The 14511-nt window shown below is 71.0% G+C and carries 16 protein-coding genes; 4 read left to right on the top strand and 12 right to left on the bottom strand.

From position 1 onward, the window contains the following. Window positions 1–81: 81 nt before the first annotated feature. Window positions 82–1083 (bottom strand): SDR family NAD(P)-dependent oxidoreductase, encoded by a 1002-nt coding sequence (locus IE246_RS04010; RefSeq protein ID WP_189987654.1) that lies wholly within the window; start codon window positions 1081–1083, stop codon window positions 82–84. A 101-nt stretch (window positions 1084–1184) separates the two neighbouring features. Continuing rightward, window positions 1185–1667 carry an SRPBCC family protein gene (locus IE246_RS04005; protein ID WP_189987653.1) on the bottom strand — a complete coding sequence of 161 codons (483 nt, stop codon included), beginning with the start codon at window positions 1665–1667 and terminating at the stop codon, window positions 1185–1187. 314 nt (window positions 1668–1981) lie between these two features. On the opposite strand from IE246_RS04005, the gene IE246_RS04000 reads away from it, so the two are divergent. Further along, entirely contained in the window at window positions 1982–5482 is a 3501-nt protein-coding gene (locus tag IE246_RS04000) for an indolepyruvate ferredoxin oxidoreductase family protein (RefSeq protein ID WP_189987652.1), read from the top strand. Between the two features lie 135 nt (window positions 5483–5617). On the opposite strand, the gene IE246_RS03995 is transcribed toward IE246_RS04000, so the two are convergent. Further along, window positions 5618–5863, bottom strand: a complete 246-nt coding sequence (locus IE246_RS03995) for a DUF2312 domain-containing protein (protein ID WP_189987651.1) — start codon at window positions 5861–5863, stop codon at window positions 5618–5620. A gap of 114 nt (window positions 5864–5977) precedes the next feature. Between IE246_RS03995 and IE246_RS03990 the strand changes: the two genes are divergently transcribed. Next, window positions 5978–6376 (top strand): hypothetical protein, encoded by a 399-nt coding sequence (locus tag IE246_RS03990; RefSeq protein ID WP_189987650.1) that lies wholly within the window; start codon window positions 5978–5980, stop codon window positions 6374–6376. Window positions 6377–6393: 17 nt separating this feature from the next. On the opposite strand, the gene IE246_RS03985 is transcribed toward IE246_RS03990, so the two are convergent. The 3 genes from IE246_RS03985 to IE246_RS03975 form a co-directional block, all read right to left on the bottom strand. After that, on the bottom strand, window positions 6394–6945 hold the full coding sequence (locus tag IE246_RS03985; protein ID WP_189987649.1) for a hypothetical protein: 552 nt from the start codon (window positions 6943–6945) through the stop codon (window positions 6394–6396). An 8-nt stretch (window positions 6946–6953) separates the two neighbouring features. Further along, complete coding sequence (locus IE246_RS03980) at window positions 6954–7268, bottom strand: DUF1244 domain-containing protein (RefSeq protein ID WP_189987648.1); 315 nt, start codon at window positions 7266–7268, stop codon at window positions 6954–6956. 68 nt (window positions 7269–7336) lie between these two features. Then, window positions 7337–8113: an N-formylglutamate amidohydrolase gene (locus IE246_RS03975; RefSeq protein WP_229836341.1), complete on the bottom strand. Its 777-nt coding sequence runs from the start codon at window positions 8111–8113 to the stop codon at window positions 7337–7339. 242 nt (window positions 8114–8355) lie between these two features. Here IE246_RS03975 and IE246_RS03970 point away from each other — a divergent pair, with 242 nt between their 5' ends. Then, on the top strand, window positions 8356–9570 hold the full coding sequence (locus IE246_RS03970) for a glycosyltransferase (RefSeq protein ID WP_189987646.1): 1215 nt from the start codon (window positions 8356–8358) through the stop codon (window positions 9568–9570). 65 nt (window positions 9571–9635) lie between these two features. On the opposite strand, the gene bfr is transcribed toward IE246_RS03970, so the two are convergent. Further along, window positions 9636–10121 carry a bacterioferritin gene (gene bfr, locus IE246_RS03965; RefSeq protein WP_189987645.1) on the bottom strand — a complete coding sequence of 162 codons (486 nt, stop codon included), beginning with the start codon at window positions 10119–10121 and terminating at the stop codon, window positions 9636–9638. Between the two features lie 154 nt (window positions 10122–10275). Between bfr and IE246_RS03960 the strand changes: the two genes are divergently transcribed. Further along, window positions 10276–10971: an alpha/beta fold hydrolase gene (locus IE246_RS03960; protein WP_229836333.1), complete on the top strand. Its 696-nt coding sequence runs from the start codon at window positions 10276–10278 to the stop codon at window positions 10969–10971. Here IE246_RS03960 and IE246_RS03955 read toward each other — a convergent pair. The 5 genes from IE246_RS03955 to IE246_RS03935 all read right to left on the bottom strand — a co-directional run bounded on the left by IE246_RS03955 (window position 10947) and on the right by IE246_RS03935 (window position 14483). Continuing rightward, the gene (locus tag IE246_RS03955; protein WP_189987644.1) at window positions 10947–11648 is read right to left on the bottom strand and encodes a glutathione S-transferase family protein; all 702 of its coding nucleotides are present in this window, start codon (window positions 11646–11648) and stop codon (window positions 10947–10949) included. The two genes, IE246_RS03960 and IE246_RS03955, sit on opposite strands and share 25 nt — an antisense overlap. Window positions 11649–11735: 87 nt before the next feature. Further along, a complete protein-coding gene (locus tag IE246_RS03950; RefSeq protein WP_189987643.1) occupies window positions 11736–11960 on the bottom strand; it encodes a (2Fe-2S)-binding protein in 225 nt (74 codons plus the stop codon). Between the two features lie 86 nt (window positions 11961–12046). Next, window positions 12047–12517 carry a VOC family protein gene (locus IE246_RS03945; RefSeq protein WP_189987642.1) on the bottom strand — a complete coding sequence of 157 codons (471 nt, stop codon included), beginning with the start codon at window positions 12515–12517 and terminating at the stop codon, window positions 12047–12049. 71 nt (window positions 12518–12588) lie between these two features. Next, complete coding sequence (locus IE246_RS03940) at window positions 12589–13812, bottom strand: MFS transporter (protein ID WP_189987641.1); 1224 nt, start codon at window positions 13810–13812, stop codon at window positions 12589–12591. Next, window positions 13809–14483 (bottom strand): DUF1028 domain-containing protein, encoded by a 675-nt coding sequence (locus tag IE246_RS03935; protein WP_189987640.1) that lies wholly within the window; start codon window positions 14481–14483, stop codon window positions 13809–13811. Before IE246_RS03935 ends, IE246_RS03940 begins: the two co-directional genes overlap by 4 nt. Window positions 14484–14511 lie beyond the last annotated feature (28 nt).

Genomic DNA, 14511 nt, shown 5'->3' with positions numbered 1-14511 from the left:
CCGTCCGTCGTTGCGGGCGGCATCATATATCCGCGATGACGACCGCGGCGAGTCGCGACGGTGGCGCAGCCGGGGCGGGCCCTAAAGCCCGTGGTAGCGCCGGAACCAGTCGACGAATCGCGGAATGCCGACCTCGATCGGCGTGGCCGGCTCGTAGCCGAGGTCGCGGCGGCTGGCCTCGATGTCGGCGTAGGTCTCCAGCACGTCGCCGGGCTGCATCGGCTTCATCACCAGCTCGGCCGGTTTCCCGCAGGCCGACTCGATCACCCGGATGTAGTCGAGCAGGGCCACCGGCCGGTGGTTGCCGAGGTTGTAGACGGCGGCCGGCGCGTCGGTCCCGGAGGCGGCCGGCGGCCGGTCCAGGGCGGCGATCACGCCGGCGACGATGTCGTCGATATAGGTGAAGTCGCGGCGCATCTGGCCGTTGTTGAACACGTCGATCGGCCGTCCGCGCAGGATCCGGTCGGCGAACAGCCAGGGCGACATGTCCGGTCGGCCCCACGGCCCGTACACCGTGAAGAACCGCAGGCCGGTGCTCGGGATGCCGTACAGGCTGGCGTAGCTGTAGCTCATCACCTCGTTGGCCTTCTTGGTCGCCCCGTAGAACGACATCGGCCGGTCGGCCCTGTCCTCGACCGAGAACGGCACCTCGCGGTTGGCGCCGTAGACCGAGGACGAGCTGGCGTACACGAAGTGCTTGAGGCCCCCGTCGCCCGGAGACCGGTCCATGCGGCTGCGCGCCATCTCCATCATGACCAGGTGGCCCATGAGGTTGGCCTGCAGGTACTCGAAGGGCTGCTCGATCGAGTAGCGCACGCCGGCCTGGGCGCCGAGGTGGACGATCCGGTCGATCTCGGGATGGGCGTCGTCGTAGGCCGCCATGGCCTCGCGGTCGGAGAAGTCGACGGCGTCGAAGGTGAAGCCGTTGCGGCCCTGCAACTCGGCGAGCCGGGCCTGCTTGAGCGCGGGATCGTAGTAGGCGTTGAGGTTGTCGATGCCGACGACGCGGTCGCCGCGGTCCAGCAGCGCCTTCGCCACGTGCATGCCGATGAAGCCGGCAACCCCGGTCACCAGAACGGTCATCCAGACGACCCTCTATCCCGTTGCATCCGCCCGGCGGGCCCGCCCGACGAGCCCGGAATGCATAACCGCAGCGCCGGGCCGCGTCGAGACGGGGAGCGGAATCAAAGGGTCGCGACGACCTCGGCCAGCTGCCGGGCCGCCTGGCTCCAGCCTTCGTGAAAGCCCATCCGCTCGTGCGCGTCGCAGTCCTCGGCGGACCAGTGCAGGACCCGGGCGGTGTAGCGGGTGCGGCCGCCGTCCTTCTCGAAGCTCAGGATCGTGGTCATGAACGGCTTGGCGGCCGGTTCCCAGGCGGCGGTGTAGGCATCCGTCATGATCAGCCGCCGGTTCTCGACCACCTCGAGGTACACGCCGGGGCACGGATACTCCTGGCCGTCGGGGCCGCGCATGACGATCCGGCTGGCGCCGCCCGCTCGCACGTCGAGCTCGGCGACCGGCGTCTCGTAGGGGCGGGGCGCGAACCAGCGCTTGAGCAGAGCCGGCTCGGTCCAGGCCCGGTAGACCATCTCCGGCGGCGCGTCGAAGGTGCAGGCGAGGACCAGCTCGCGGTCGGAGGGTTTCTCCGTGCGGATGTCGACGGTCATGAGGTGCTGCTCCGGTTGCCGTGCATAAGTTGATATCAACTATCAATGAGGTATTGGCAAGTCCGGCAGCGCCAGACGCCGTCGTCGACGGTCGTGCTTCGGCACGAATGCTGTTTTGGGTGCGGGTCCGGTTTCCCGGCGATTGCCATGCTATAGAGTCGGCGAGTCGGCCCGTGGCGGTGCGCCGCCGCCGCGGCGTCGTGCTCTATGGCTTGCAGGCGATTGCCGAATAGGTCAGGAAGACTTACCTTATTTCCAGCGCCCCCGACCCCACGTTAGTCGTGGCGAGAAGCAGGGGCCGGGAGGCAGAAGCGATGGCGTTGGCCGAGGTCACACTCGACGACAAGTATACCCTCGACCGGGGACGGATCTATCTGACCGGCGTGCAGGCGCTGGTCCGGCTGCCGCTGATCCAGCGGCGCCGCGACCTGGCTGCCGGTAAGAACACCGGCTGCTTCATCTCCGGGTACCGCGGCTCGCCGGTCGGCACCTACGACCAGCAGCTGTGGCGGGCCGGCAAGCTGCTGAAGCAGCACCACGTGCACTTCCAGCCCGGCGTGAACGAGGAGCTGGCCGCCACCGCGGTCTGGGGCAGCCAGCAGTCGAACCTGTTCGACGGCGCCACCCACGACGGCGTGTTCGGCATCTGGTACGGCAAGGGGCCGGGCGTCGACCGCTCGGGCGACGTGTTCAAGCACGCCAACTTCGCGGGCACCTCGCCCTGGGGCGGCGTGCTGGCGATCGCCGGCGACGACCACGTCGCCAAGTCCTCGACCGTGCCGCACCAGAGCGACTTCGCCTTCGTCGACGCCTCGATCCCGGTGCTGAACCCGGCCGGCGTGCAGGACACCCTCGACTTCGGGTTGCTCGGCTTCGCCATGGGCCGGTTCGCCGGGGTGTGGGTCGGCTTCAAGACCACCGCCGAGATCATGGACAGCTCGGCCTCGGTCGAGACCGACGTCCAGGCCCTGAAGATCGTCACGCCCGAGTTCGCCATGCCGCCGGGCGGCCTGCACATCCGCTGGCCGGACCCCTGGCTCGAGCAGGAAGAGCGGCTGCACGACTGGAAGATGCCGGCGGTCGCCGCCTTCGCGCGCGCCAACGCTATCGACAGGGTGGTGATCGACAGCCCGAAGCCGCGGCTGGTGATCGTCACCACCGGCAAGTCCTACCTCGACGTCCGCCAGGCCCTCGACGACCTCGGCATCGACGCCGAGCTGGCCCGTGACCTTGGGATCCGGGTCTACAAGGTCGGCATGCCGTGGCCGCTGGAGCGCGAGGGCGCGCGCGAGGCCTGTGCCGGCGCCGAGCGGGTGCTGGTGGTCGAGGAGAAGCGCTCGCTGATCGAGTGGCAGCTCAAGGACATCCTGTACGACCTGCCGGGCGACCGGCGGCCGGTGGTCGAGGGCAAGGAAGACGCCGACGGCCGCAAGCTGTTCCGGATCAACGGCGAGCTGCACGCCAACGAAGTGGCGCTGGCGATCGCCGATCGGGTTCTGGCGTTCGCCGACGTCGAGCGCGTGAAGGCCCGTCGCGCCCTGATCCGGCAGCGCATCGAGGCCGGCGCCGAGAAGCAGCCGAGCGAGTTCCAGCGCACCCCGTATTTCTGCTCGGGCTGCCCGCACAACACCTCGACCCGGGTGCCCGAGGGCAGCCGCGCGGTCGCCGGCATCGGCTGCCACTTCATGGCGGCCTGGATGCCCGAGCGGAAGACCGAGACCTTCACCCAGATGGGCGGCGAGGGCACCTCGTGGATCGGCCAGGCGCCGTTCACCGAGACCCCGCACGTGTTCGCCAACCTCGGCGACGGCACCTACAATCACTCGGGCAGCATGGCGATCCGGATGGCGGTCGCCTCCAAGGCCAACATCACCTACAAGATCCTGTTCAACGACGCGGTCGCCATGACCGGCGGCCAGCCGTCGGACAATTCGCTCACCCCCTGGATGATCGCCCGCCAGGTCGCGGCCGAGGGCGTCGCCCGGCTCGACGTGGTCACCGACGACCCGGACAAGTACCCGTCCGACGACATCTGGCCGGCCGGCACCCGCATCCACCACCGTGACGACCTGGACGAGGTCCAGCGCGAGCTGCGCGAGACTCCCGGCGTCACCGTGCTGATCTACGACCAGACCTGTGCGGCCGAGAAGCGCCGGCGCCGCAAGCGCGGCACCATGGAGGACCCGAACCGCCGGGTGTTCATCAACGAGGCGGTGTGCGAGGGCTGCGGCGACTGCGGCCTGCAGTCGAACTGCGTGTCGGTGCTGCCGCTGGAGACCGAGTTCGGCCGCAAGCGGGCGATCGACCAGTCGAGCTGCAACAAGGACTTCTCCTGCGTGAAGGGGTTCTGCCCGAGCTTTGTCGACGTGATCGGCGGCAAGGTCCGCAAGACCGCCTCGGCGGCGCCGAAGCCGGCGGCCGCGGGCGCACCCGACGTGTTCGAGGTGCTGCCCGAGCCGACCCTGCCGTCGCTGGACGAGCCATACGCCATCCTGGTCACCGGCATCGGCGGCACCGGCGTGGTTACGATCGGCGCGCTGCTCGGCATGGCCGCGCATCTTGAAGGCAAGGGCGCCACCACGCTCGACATGATCGGCCTCGCCCAGAAGGGCGGCGCCGTGCTGAGCCACGTCAAGATCGGGGCTTCGCCCGACGCCCTGCACGCGCCGCGCATCGCCTCCGGGGCGACCGACCTGCTGCTGGCCTGCGACATCGCCACGGCGACCTCGAAGGACGGGCTGGAGGCGATCAGCCGCGACAAGACCCGGGCCGTGGTCAACACCCACGAGACCATGACCGGCCGGTTCACCCAGAACCCCGACATGGTGTTCCCGTCCGACAGCATGCAGTCGATCCTGCGCGGCGCCGCCGGCGACAACTCGACCGAGTTCGTCGACGCCTACCGGATCGCCAGCAAGCTGCTCGGCGACTCGATCGCCGCCAACCTGTTCATGCTCGGCTACGCGTGGCAGCTCGGCCTGGTGCCGATCGGGCGCGAGGCGATCGACCGGGCGATCGAGCTGAACGGCGTGGCCGTCAAGTTCAACCAGCAGGCCTTCCTGTGGGGCCGGCGCACCGCCCACGACCGCGAGGCGGTGGAGCGGCTGATCGAGCCGAAGCCGGCGGCAAAGTCGCTGCGCTCGACCTTCGCGGAGACGCTCGACGAGATCGTGAAGATCCGCGTCGACGGCCTGACCGCCTACCAGGACGCCGCCTACGCGGCGCGCTACAAGGCGCTGGTCGACAAGGTGGCGGCGGCCGAGGGCAAGGCGACGCCGGGCCGCGACGACCTCGCCAGGGCGGTGGCGCGCTACGCCTACAAGCTGATGGCGATCAAGGACGAGTACGAGGTCGCGCGGCTGTACACCGACGGCTCGTTCCAGCGGAAGCTGCGCGAGCAGTTCGAGGGCGACTTCAAGCTGCGCTTCCATCTCGCCCCGCCGAGCTTCGCGCAGCGCGACCCGCAGACCGGCCATCTGAAGAAGGCGATCTACGGGGCCTGGATGATGCCGGCGTTCCGGGTGCTGGCATCGCTGAAGGGGCTGCGCGGCGGGCCGCTCGACCTGTTCGGCCGCGGCGAGGAGCGGAAGATGGAGCGCCGGCTGCGCGACGAGTACTTCGCGACCGTCGACGAGATCGTCGCGCGGCTGACGCCGGAGACCCACGCCGTCGCCGTCGAGCTGGCCAGCGTGCCGGAGCACATCCGCGGCTTCGGCCACGTCAAGGAACGCCATGTGGCACGGGCCGAGGCGGAGAAGGCGACCCTGCTCGGCCGGCTCAGGAATCCCGAGGCGGCGAAGACCGCGGCGGAGTAGTCAGCGCAAGGGGTGGGTTCCGGCTCTTCGCGGCTTCGCCGCTCCGGCCGGGATCAGGGCATGGTTGTCGAATTCCCTCGACCTCATCCCGGACGGTCGCGCGAGCGCGGCCGATCCGGGACCCATCGGCCGGTGTCACTCCATGCCGAGCGCGCGCTTGTACAGGTCGAGCACGGTCTCCAGCTCGTCCCGGTCGTCCTTGTCCATCTTCCGGAGCTTGATGACCTGGCGCATGATCTTGACGTCGAAGCCGTTGCCCTTGGCCTCGGCGAACACGTCGCGGATGTCGGCGGACAGCGCCGCCTTTTCCTCTTCCAGGCGCTCGATCCGCTCGATGTAGGAGCGGAGCTGATCGCCCGCGATGCCGCCCACGTCCACCATGTCATCCTCGATTCGGCCGCTTGAACAGGGGCCGGAACCTAGCCGCCCGCGCGGGGGCGTTCAAGCCGCAAACGGGGCTTGACAGGATAAGAACAAAAAAAGAACATCGAACCCATGCTGGCGACCATGATCTCCGACCCGACCGATCCGGTCCGCGCCCTGTGGGAGCGGATGAACGCCCGCGACTGGGCGGGCATCCAGCGCCTGCTGGATGGCGGCTTCCAGGCGGTGTGGCCGCAGACCGGCGAGCGGATCCCTAGCCCCGCGGCCTATGTCGGGCTGAACCGGACCTATCCCGGGGTGTGGCGCTGCACGGTGCTGGCGGTCGACGCCACCGCCGAAGGGGCGGTCGCCCGGGTCAGGATCTGCGACGGCGACACGGCGTTGTACGCCGTCGGGTTCTACCGGGTGATGGGCGGGCGGATCCTGGCGGCCGAGGAGTATTTCGGCGACGCCGGTCCGCCGCCGCACGATCGCTCGGACTGGACGGAGCCTCTGCCGGCGCCGCGCTGATGGGGGGCAGGCCGTCGTCAGCCGGGTGGGGCAGCGGCGGGCTCGTGGTCGCGCAGCCATCTGGTCATGGCCGGGAACGGGGTTAGATGGTCGAACGCCGGCGGCGCGTCCGGTAGCCGGGTCATCTCCCACCACTGCAGCAGCGGCACGCCGAACGGCACGCCCGCCGTGAAGCTCTCCCGGAGCCATCGCCCCCCGGCCTTGAACTTGTCGTGGAACACCACGTCGAGCGGCAGCGAGAACGCCACCGCCGCCGCGTAGGACCAGGCGAGCGCCGCCATCTCCTGGCCGCCGTCGGCCGGGAGCAGGCCCACGGTCCGTTCGCGCTCCGACGGCGGCAGTACCGCGACGTGCCCGGCCTCGTGCAGGACGTCGCCCGGGAACAGCAGCCTCGCCTCGTCGACCAACAGCGTCCCGCGGTCGATCAGCACCCCGGGCAGCAGCAGGTCGTCCGGCACCGCGCCGCGGCGCACCGGGATGCCGACGGCGCTGACCGCGTCGGCGATCTCGCGGAGACGCGGGTCGGTGAAGGTGTGGCCCGTGCCGTCGCCCGGCGACCCCGGTGTCATGGCCGGCTTCAGTGCCCCGGGTGGGACACCGCGAACTTGGCCTTCTGCTCGGCGCTGGCCTCTTTCTGGTACTTGTCCTTCCACTCGCCGTACGGCATGCCGTAGACGATCTCGCGGGCCTGCTCGTAGTCGATGTCGAGGCCCTTCTCCTCGGCGGCGGCGCGGTACCACTTCGACAGGCAGTTCCGGCAGAACCCGGCGAGGTTCATCAGGTCGATGTTCTGGACGTCGGTGCGCTCGCGCAGATGCGCGACCAGCGTGCGGAACGCGGCGGCCTCCAGCTCGGTGCGGGTCTGCGGGTCGAGGTTCTCGTCGGCGGCCATGGCGGCTCTCCCAAGCGGTCGTCGTTTCTGGGGGCAAATATCGGTGGTCCAGGCCGGCTCCGCCACCCCTAAGCGGGCAGCCCGCGCTCCAGCAACTCGGCCAGGGCGTCGCCGAAGCGGTCGGCCCAGGCGTCGCCGCCCGCCGGGTCGGAGACCAGGTCCTGGCGGAACTCCAGGGTCAGGTTGTGCAGCCCGCGGCCCTCGGCGTGGACCGGCACGGTGTAGCCGCCGGGGGTAGCGCCGGAATAGGGTTGGTTGGCGCCGACCATGGCGTCCGGGTTGCGGTGCCGGAACAGCTCGATCATCGGCGCCGTGGCGCGGTCGTCGGCACCCCACAGGAAGCCGATGTGCCAGGGCCGGGCGCTGCCGCCGACCCGCAGGAACGGCGTGAAGCTGTGCAGGGCGACGAACAGCGGCGGCGTGCAGGCGGCGATCGCCCGGTCGAGATGGGCGGCGATCGCGGCGTGGTACGGCTCGAACAGCGCGGCGTAGCGCTCGCGCCGCGTGGCGTCGTCCAGGTCACGGTTGCCCGGCACCTCGGTGCCGTCGGAGACCGGCGGGATCGAGCCGGGGGTGTACGGCACCCGGTTGCAGTCGACCACCAGCCGAGAGTACCCCGACGCGATCAGCGGCGCGTCGAAGCGCTCGGCCAGCCGGCGCGCGATCCGGGCCACGCCCGGGTCGTAGCCGATGTGGCGCCCCAGCTCGTCGTCCGGCAGGCCGAGACGGTTCAGCACGGCCGGCACCGCGTTGGCATCGTGGTCGGAGACGAACAGGATCGGCGCGCGTCCGTTCGGGTTCTCGATCCGTACGGGGGAGGGATCGTCGGCGGTCAGCAGCGGCAAGACGGGCTCCTGAGAGGTCGGGCGGCCAGGCGCGGGCCGGCCGGCGGGGCCCCTGGTTGTTGTTCGGAACCGGTCCCCGGTCAACGGGCCTCGCGGTATGACCCGCATGCGGCCGGCGCGTGACGCGGGCGGGCCGGTGCGCTAAGCACGAGGCGCAGTCAAGGTGCCGGAGCGTGGCGTGAACCGGATCGAACGGCGTGGGTGAGGCCAGGGTGGGTGGGGTCAGGGTGGGTGGGAGCAGGATGCGGGTCCTGTTCGGATGGGAATTCGGGGCCGGGCTCGGCCACCTGACGCGGTTCCGGCCGATCGGCGACCGGCTGGTGGCCGAGGGCGCCGAGGTCGTGCTGGCGCTGCAGGACGTCGACCGGGCGGGGCCGTTCCTGGACCCGGCGACGGCCCGGCCGCGTCCCGGCTACCGGCTGCTGCAGGCGCCGCGCTGGAACATTCCGAGCGACCCGGCGGTCCGCAAGATCCCGACCCACAGCTTCGCCGACGTGCTGCGGATCATCGGCTACGGCCACCAGGGCGGGCTGGCCCGCCGGCTGACCGCCTGGGAGGGGATCATCGAGACGGTCCGGCCGGACGTGGTGGTCGGGGATTTCTCGCCGACCCTGAACCTGGCGGCCCGCGGCCGGGTGCCGTCGGTGGTGGTCGGCAACGGCTACACCATCCCGCCGCCGGGCCGGCCGATGCCGCCGATCCGGCCGTGGCAGGACAGCCTTGAGCGGTTCAGCCTCGATCACGAGGCCGAACTGTTGGACGCCGCCAACGGGGCGCTGCGGGCGCGCGGCTGGGCGCCGATCGACCATCTGGCGGACGCGTTCAGCGGCGACCGGACCTTCGTGTTCTCGCTGCCGCTGGTCGATCCCTATGCCCGGTTCCGGACTGCGCCGACCCTGGCGCCGTTCAACATGCCGCGCGGGATCCGGCCGCGGCCGTGGGAGGAGCGCCGCGAGGGCGGGGTGTTCCTGTACCTGCCGGCCGGGCACGCCCACGTGAAGCTGGCGCTCGACGCCTTGGCGGCCGCGAAGGTGGCGGGCGAGGCCTTCGTCGGCGAGCTGCCGGCCCAGGCGCGGCCGCAATTCGCCCGGCCCGGGGTCACACTGCACGGCGAGCCGCAGGACTTCGCGACCGTGATGCCGTCGTCGCGGCTGGTGATCGACCATGCCGGGCTGTCGACCGCGGTCGCCGCGCTGATGGCCGGCACCCCGCAGCTGATCCTGCCCTGGAACCTGGAGCACCTGGTGACCGCCCGCGCCATCGAGGCGACCGGCGCGGCCGTGGTGGTGCCGACCGACCGCACCGACGTGCAGTCCCTGGTCAACGCGATCCGGGTGCTGGTCGATGACCGGGAGCGGGCGGCCAGGGCCGAGGCGGCAGCCGCCGCCGTCGACCTCGGCGATCCGGCCGCCGGCGTCGAGGCGGTGGTGACGGCGGTCCGGCGGATGGCGGCCTGAGCCGGCCGCCGGTTGCGCCCGGCTCCCCGCTGCGCCCGGCCCCCCGCGCCCGGTCGGCGCTTTCGTCAGTCGCCGGTCTCGTTGGCTTCGGTCTGCAGGTGCGTGAAGTGCTCGATGCCGATGCGGCCGATCAGGTCGAGCTGGGTCTCCAGGTAGTCGACGTGCCCCTCCTCGTCGTCGAGGATCTTCCGGAACAGGTCGCGCGAGACGTAGTCCTGCACGCTTTCGGCATGGGCGATCGCCGCCTTCAGATCGGGGATCGCCTTCATCTCGAGCTTGAGGTCGCATTCGAGGACCTCCTTCACGGACTCGCCGATCCGCAGCTTGTCCAGCTCCTGCAGGTTCGGCAGCCCCTCGAGGAACAGGATGCGCTTGATCAGCCAGTCGGCGTGCCGCATCTCCTCGATCGACTCGTCGTATTCGTGCTTGGCGAGCTTCGACACGCCCCAGTCCGCCAGCATTCTGGAATGCAGGAAGTACTGGTTGATCGCCGTCAGCTCGTTCTTGAGGATGCGATTGAGGTGCTCGATGACCTTCTTGTCGCCCTTCATCGGAACCGTCCTCCACGATGGCATTGACCGGATCATACGCCAAACCGGCCTAGGAGAGAATATCTCCGTGAAATTAATGACTTAACTGATAGTCACTCGCACTAGCAGACGGGGTGGAGCATTGCCTGGTCATCCGGATTCGACCGACAAGACCTTGATCCTGCTGCCGGGATTCATGTGCGACGCCGACCTGTGGACCGACCTGGTGCCGCTGCTGCGGCCCGGCTGGCGGGTGCTGCACGCCGACCTGTTCAGCGATTCCTCGATCGAGGCGATGGCGGCGCGGGTGCTGGAGGAGGCGCCGGAGCGGTTCGTGGCGGTCGGCTTCTCGATGGGCGGGTTCGTGGCGCGCCAGATCGCGCTGACCGCGCCGGAGCGGGTCGAGGCGCTGGCGCTGATCGCCACCTCGGCGCTCGGCACCACGCCGGAGCGGGCCGAGCGCAACCGCCAGCGGCGGGCCCGGATCGCGGCGGCACCGTTCCGCGGCCTGTCGCGCAGCGACCTGCGCCGGGCCCTGCATCCGTCGCGCCGGGACGACGCCGTCCTGGTCGAGCGCATGCTCGCCATGGGGACACGGCTCGGCAAGCAGGTGCTGCTGCGGCAGCTGGCGGCCGAGCGGGTCGACGGCTACGGCCGGCTGCCGGAGATCCGCTGCCCGACCCTGGTGGTGGCGGCGGAGGCCGACGAGTTGCGGCCGCGCGACGAGACCGATCGGCTGGCGGCCGGGATCCCGGGGGCCCGCTACGAGATCGTCGCCGGCTGCGGCCACATGATCCCGCTCGAGCAGCCCGGGGTCCTGGCCGCCCTGCTGAACGGCTGGCTCGATCAGGCGGCGCCCGCCACCGGCTGAAGCTCCGGCATCAGGCTCGACAGGTGCGAGCCGCGGCGCCGCAGGAAGCCCGCCAGGCGCTGCGGGTAGTCGGGGGCGACCGCGTCCCGGACCGACGGGCGGGCGGCCAGGGCCGACCGGTAGGCCGCCACCCGTGGGCAGTGGTCGAGCAGGCCGAACTCGCCGATCGTCTCGAAGGTGTCGAGGTAGCGGAACACCGGCGCCCAGGCGGCGTCGACCAGGCGAAACGCCTCGCCCGAGAAGTACGGCTGCGCCTCGAGTCCGGCTTCCAGGCGCGCCAGCCGGTCGGCGAGCGCCCGCCTCTTGGTCTCGAAGGCCTCGGCGTCGGGAGCGGCGTAGAACCCGGCGATCGCGTCTAGGGTGGCCGACGCCATCTCGATCCAGGCCCGGTGGCGGGCGCGCTCCAGCGGGGCGGCGGGGTGCATCGGGCGGTCGGTGACCTCCTCCAGGTACTCGACGATGACCGCGGACTCGAACAGGGCGGTGTCGTCGCCGATCCGCAGCACCGGCACCCGGCCGAGCGGCGAGATCGCCCGGAACCAGTCCGGCTTGTCCGCCAGGTCGATGTCGATCCGGCGGAACGGCACCCGCTTTTCGGCGAGGGTGATGACCGCGCGCTGCACGTAGGGGCAGAGCGCATGGCTGATCAGGGTGTACGGGGTGTCGGGTCCGGGCATCATGCGTCTCCATGTGAATGTAATTGCATTGATATGGAGGCAGATGGGGTGGCGCCAAAAATATGCAAGTGCATTTTCTGTTGTCGGTCAGGCCGCCGCGGGTTCCGCCGGCATGCCGAAGGGCTGGGCCGCCTCGGCCGGGGACTGCATGGCGTGCCGATCCGTCAGCATCTCGCGGATGGTGTCCTTGCACTTGCCGCACTGGGGCACCGCGTCGAGCCGCTTGTAGACCTGGCCGACGGTATGGGCGCCGGCATCGATGGCGCGGTTCACGTCGCGGTCGGTGAAGGCGTTGCAGAGGCAGACATACATGCCGGGACCCCAGGCTGCGGACCGGACTAACCTGCGCATGCTGCGAACGATTGTCAATTGCGCTCGCGCCGGTGAGTGCCGGGCGGTCAGCCGTCGGCCGCCGCCCGAAGCGCCGCGATATCGAGCCTGGTCATCTGCAGCATTGCCTGCATCGCCCGACCCGCCCGCGCGGGATCCGGGTCCCCGAGCAGGTCCGGCAGCACCGTCGGGACCACCTGCCACGACACCCCGAAGCGATCCTTCAGCCAGCCGCACTGTTGCGGCGTGCCGCCGTCGGAAAGGCGGTCCCAGTAGTGGTCGACCTCGGCCTGGTCGGCGCAGTCGATCACGAACGACACCGCCTCGGTGAACCGGAACTGCGGGCCGCCGTTCAGCGCGTTGAAGCGCTGGCCGTCGAGCTCGAACGAGGCGACCAGGACGCTGCCCTCGGGTCCGGGCCCGGCCTCGCCGCAGCGGGTGACCTCGAGCGTCCTCGAGTTCGGGAAGATCCCCAGGTAGAAGTTCATGGCGTCCTCGGCCTGTCCGTCGAACCAGAGAAACGGCGTGATCCGGGGCATCGGAAATCCTCTCCGTCGGTCGGCACTTAGTAATGTTGATATCAACATACAAGCCGGATCAAACGATCCTGTCAACGGCGCCCGCCGGCCAGCCGCTGCGCCTCCGGCATGCCGCGCAGCCGCAGCATGGCCCACACCCCGAACGCCGGCCCCAGCGCCAGCGGTGCGAACGCCCAGCGCCAGCCGACCGTCTCGGCCGCCCACGGCACCAGGTTGATGGTCGCCAGCGTCAGCAGGAAGCCGACCGAGGTCTGCAGGGTCAGCATGGTGCCGATGGTCTCCGGCGCCGACAGCTCGGCGACTCCGGCCGAGAACTGGGCGGAGTCGGCGACGACCGTCAGGCCCCACACCAGCACCACGACGGTCAGCAGCACCGGGGCGCCGTGGAACACGGTGCCGACCAGCAGGGCGCAGGCTCCGCTGACCGCCATGCAGGCGCTGGTGACCAAGGTGCGCCCGACCCGGTCGGCCGCGAACCCGGCGATGATCGCCCCGAGCCCGCCGACGGCGATTGCCGCGAACGTCACCAGCGCGGCGTACAGGCCGGCATCGGCACCGGCGCTCGGGGCGTAGGCGCGGGCCAGGAACACCCCGAGCCACGCCCACATCGCGTACAGCTCCCACATGTGACCGAGGTATCCGAAATTGGCGTAGCGCACCGGCCGGTCGGTCCAGTACCGCAGGGCATGCCCCGGCTCGAACCGGGTGGCGCGCCGGGTCGCCGGGCCTTCGCGAACGCCGAGGATCAGCAGCCCGCCCGCGGCCGCGGCGACCGAGCCCGCCATCAGCGTCAGCCGCCAGTCGAGGCCGCCGAGCGCCAGGAACAGGTGCGGGCTGGCCGAGCCCAAGGTGAGCGCGCCGACCAGCAGCCCCACCAGCAGCCCCATGTCGCCACGCGCCCAGCCGGCGGCGAGCCGCATGCCGACCGGGTAGATCCCCGCCATGCAGATCCCGGTGATCATGCGCAGGCCGACGATCGCCCATGAATCCGGCGGCAACGCCAGGATCGCCAGGTTGGCGGCCGACGCGGCGAGGGCGCTGGCACAGAACAGGCGGCGGCCGTCGAGCCGGTCGGCGAGCCCGAGCAGCGCACTCGCCAGGGTGCCGATCACGAAGCCGATCTGCACGCCGCCGGTGAACCAGGACGCCAGCGCGGCCGGAATGTCGGCTTCGGCGCGCATGGCCGGGACCACGGCGGTGGCCGAAAACCAGAGGGTCATCGCCGCCACCTCGGCGATCACGAGCAGCGCGAGAGAGGTCGATCGTGCCGGCCCGACCGCCGCCGAGGTGGTCATGGGTCGCCCGGCACCCCGTAGGCCGGTGCCGTTGCCGGATCGAGCGCGCGGGTCACATAGGCGTCCATCTCCGGCGCCCAGCGCCCCCAGAGGTCTTCCAGATCACCGATCGGGTCGTGCGCCCAGTCGACCCGCAGGTCGGCGACCGGCCACGGGGCCGACTTGACCATGAGCAGCCCGGCGGAGTGCACCGGCCCGGCCTCGCCGCCGGCCGACAGCCCGGCCCGCAGCGCCGCCAGCAGGCGGTTGCCGAGCGGCTCGCCGACACTGCCCTCGAACGCCGCCACCATCGCCGCCGGCACCCCGGCGTCGGCCAGCAGGTTGCCGGCCGCCACGCACCCGCCGCCGCGCTCGGCGGCGTGCACGCCGAGGGTCCTGGCGCCGCTGTGCACGGCGCTCCGGCCTTCGCGGTCGAGCACGGCGAGCTGGCGGTATTCGGCGTGCGGCGCCGCGGCGACCAGCCGGTCGAGGGCTTCCGGCGCCGACAGCCCGGCGGCCAGCAGGTCGAGCCCCTGCGGGCCGAGCCGCGGGTCGGTGATGTTCTGGCTGGCGACCGCTCCGACCCCGGCCCGGGCATAGGCACAGCGGGCGGCGACGGCGGTCGACGACGAGCTGACCACCATTCCGAAGGCGCCGGTGGTCGCGCATCGACCGAGCAGCGAGAAGGTCATCGGTCAGGTCCGAAAGCAGGGCATGGGC

The organism is Thalassobaculum fulvum (assembly GCF_014652915.1).
Lineage (GTDB): Bacteria > Pseudomonadota > Alphaproteobacteria > Thalassobaculales > Thalassobaculaceae > Thalassobaculum_A > Thalassobaculum_A fulvum.
Note: the sequence above shows the minus strand (reverse complement) of the source record. Positions and strands in the feature narration are given on the sequence as shown.

Coding starts and splice junctions, on each gene's coding strand:
- IE246_RS04010 (WP_189987654.1), bottom strand. CDS start 1,083: ATGACCGTTCTGGTGACCGGGGTTGCCGGCTTCATCGGCATGCACGTG.
- IE246_RS04005 (WP_189987653.1), bottom strand. CDS start 1,667: ATGACCGTCGACATCCGCACGGAGAAACCCTCCGACCGCGAGCTGGTC.
- IE246_RS04000 (WP_189987652.1), top strand. CDS start 1,982: ATGGCGTTGGCCGAGGTCACACTCGACGACAAGTATACCCTCGACCGG.
- IE246_RS03995 (WP_189987651.1), bottom strand. CDS start 5,863: ATGGTGGACGTGGGCGGCATCGCGGGCGATCAGCTCCGCTCCTACATC.
- IE246_RS03990 (WP_189987650.1), top strand. CDS start 5,978: ATGCTGGCGACCATGATCTCCGACCCGACCGATCCGGTCCGCGCCCTG.
- IE246_RS03985 (WP_189987649.1), bottom strand. CDS start 6,945: ATGACACCGGGGTCGCCGGGCGACGGCACGGGCCACACCTTCACCGAC.
- IE246_RS03980 (WP_189987648.1), bottom strand. CDS start 7,268: ATGGCCGCCGACGAGAACCTCGACCCGCAGACCCGCACCGAGCTGGAG.
- IE246_RS03970 (WP_189987646.1), top strand. CDS start 8,356: ATGCGGGTCCTGTTCGGATGGGAATTCGGGGCCGGGCTCGGCCACCTG.
- bfr (WP_189987645.1), bottom strand. CDS start 10,121: ATGAAGGGCGACAAGAAGGTCATCGAGCACCTCAATCGCATCCTCAAG.
- IE246_RS03955 (WP_189987644.1), bottom strand. CDS start 11,648: ATGCCCGGACCCGACACCCCGTACACCCTGATCAGCCATGCGCTCTGC.
- IE246_RS03950 (WP_189987643.1), bottom strand. CDS start 11,960: ATGTATGTCTGCCTCTGCAACGCCTTCACCGACCGCGACGTGAACCGC.
- IE246_RS03945 (WP_189987642.1), bottom strand. CDS start 12,517: ATGCCCCGGATCACGCCGTTTCTCTGGTTCGACGGACAGGCCGAGGAC.
- IE246_RS03940 (WP_189987641.1), bottom strand. CDS start 13,812: ATGACCACCTCGGCGGCGGTCGGGCCGGCACGATCGACCTCTCTCGCG.
- IE246_RS03935 (WP_189987640.1), bottom strand. CDS start 14,483: ATGACCTTCTCGCTGCTCGGTCGATGCGCGACCACCGGCGCCTTCGGA.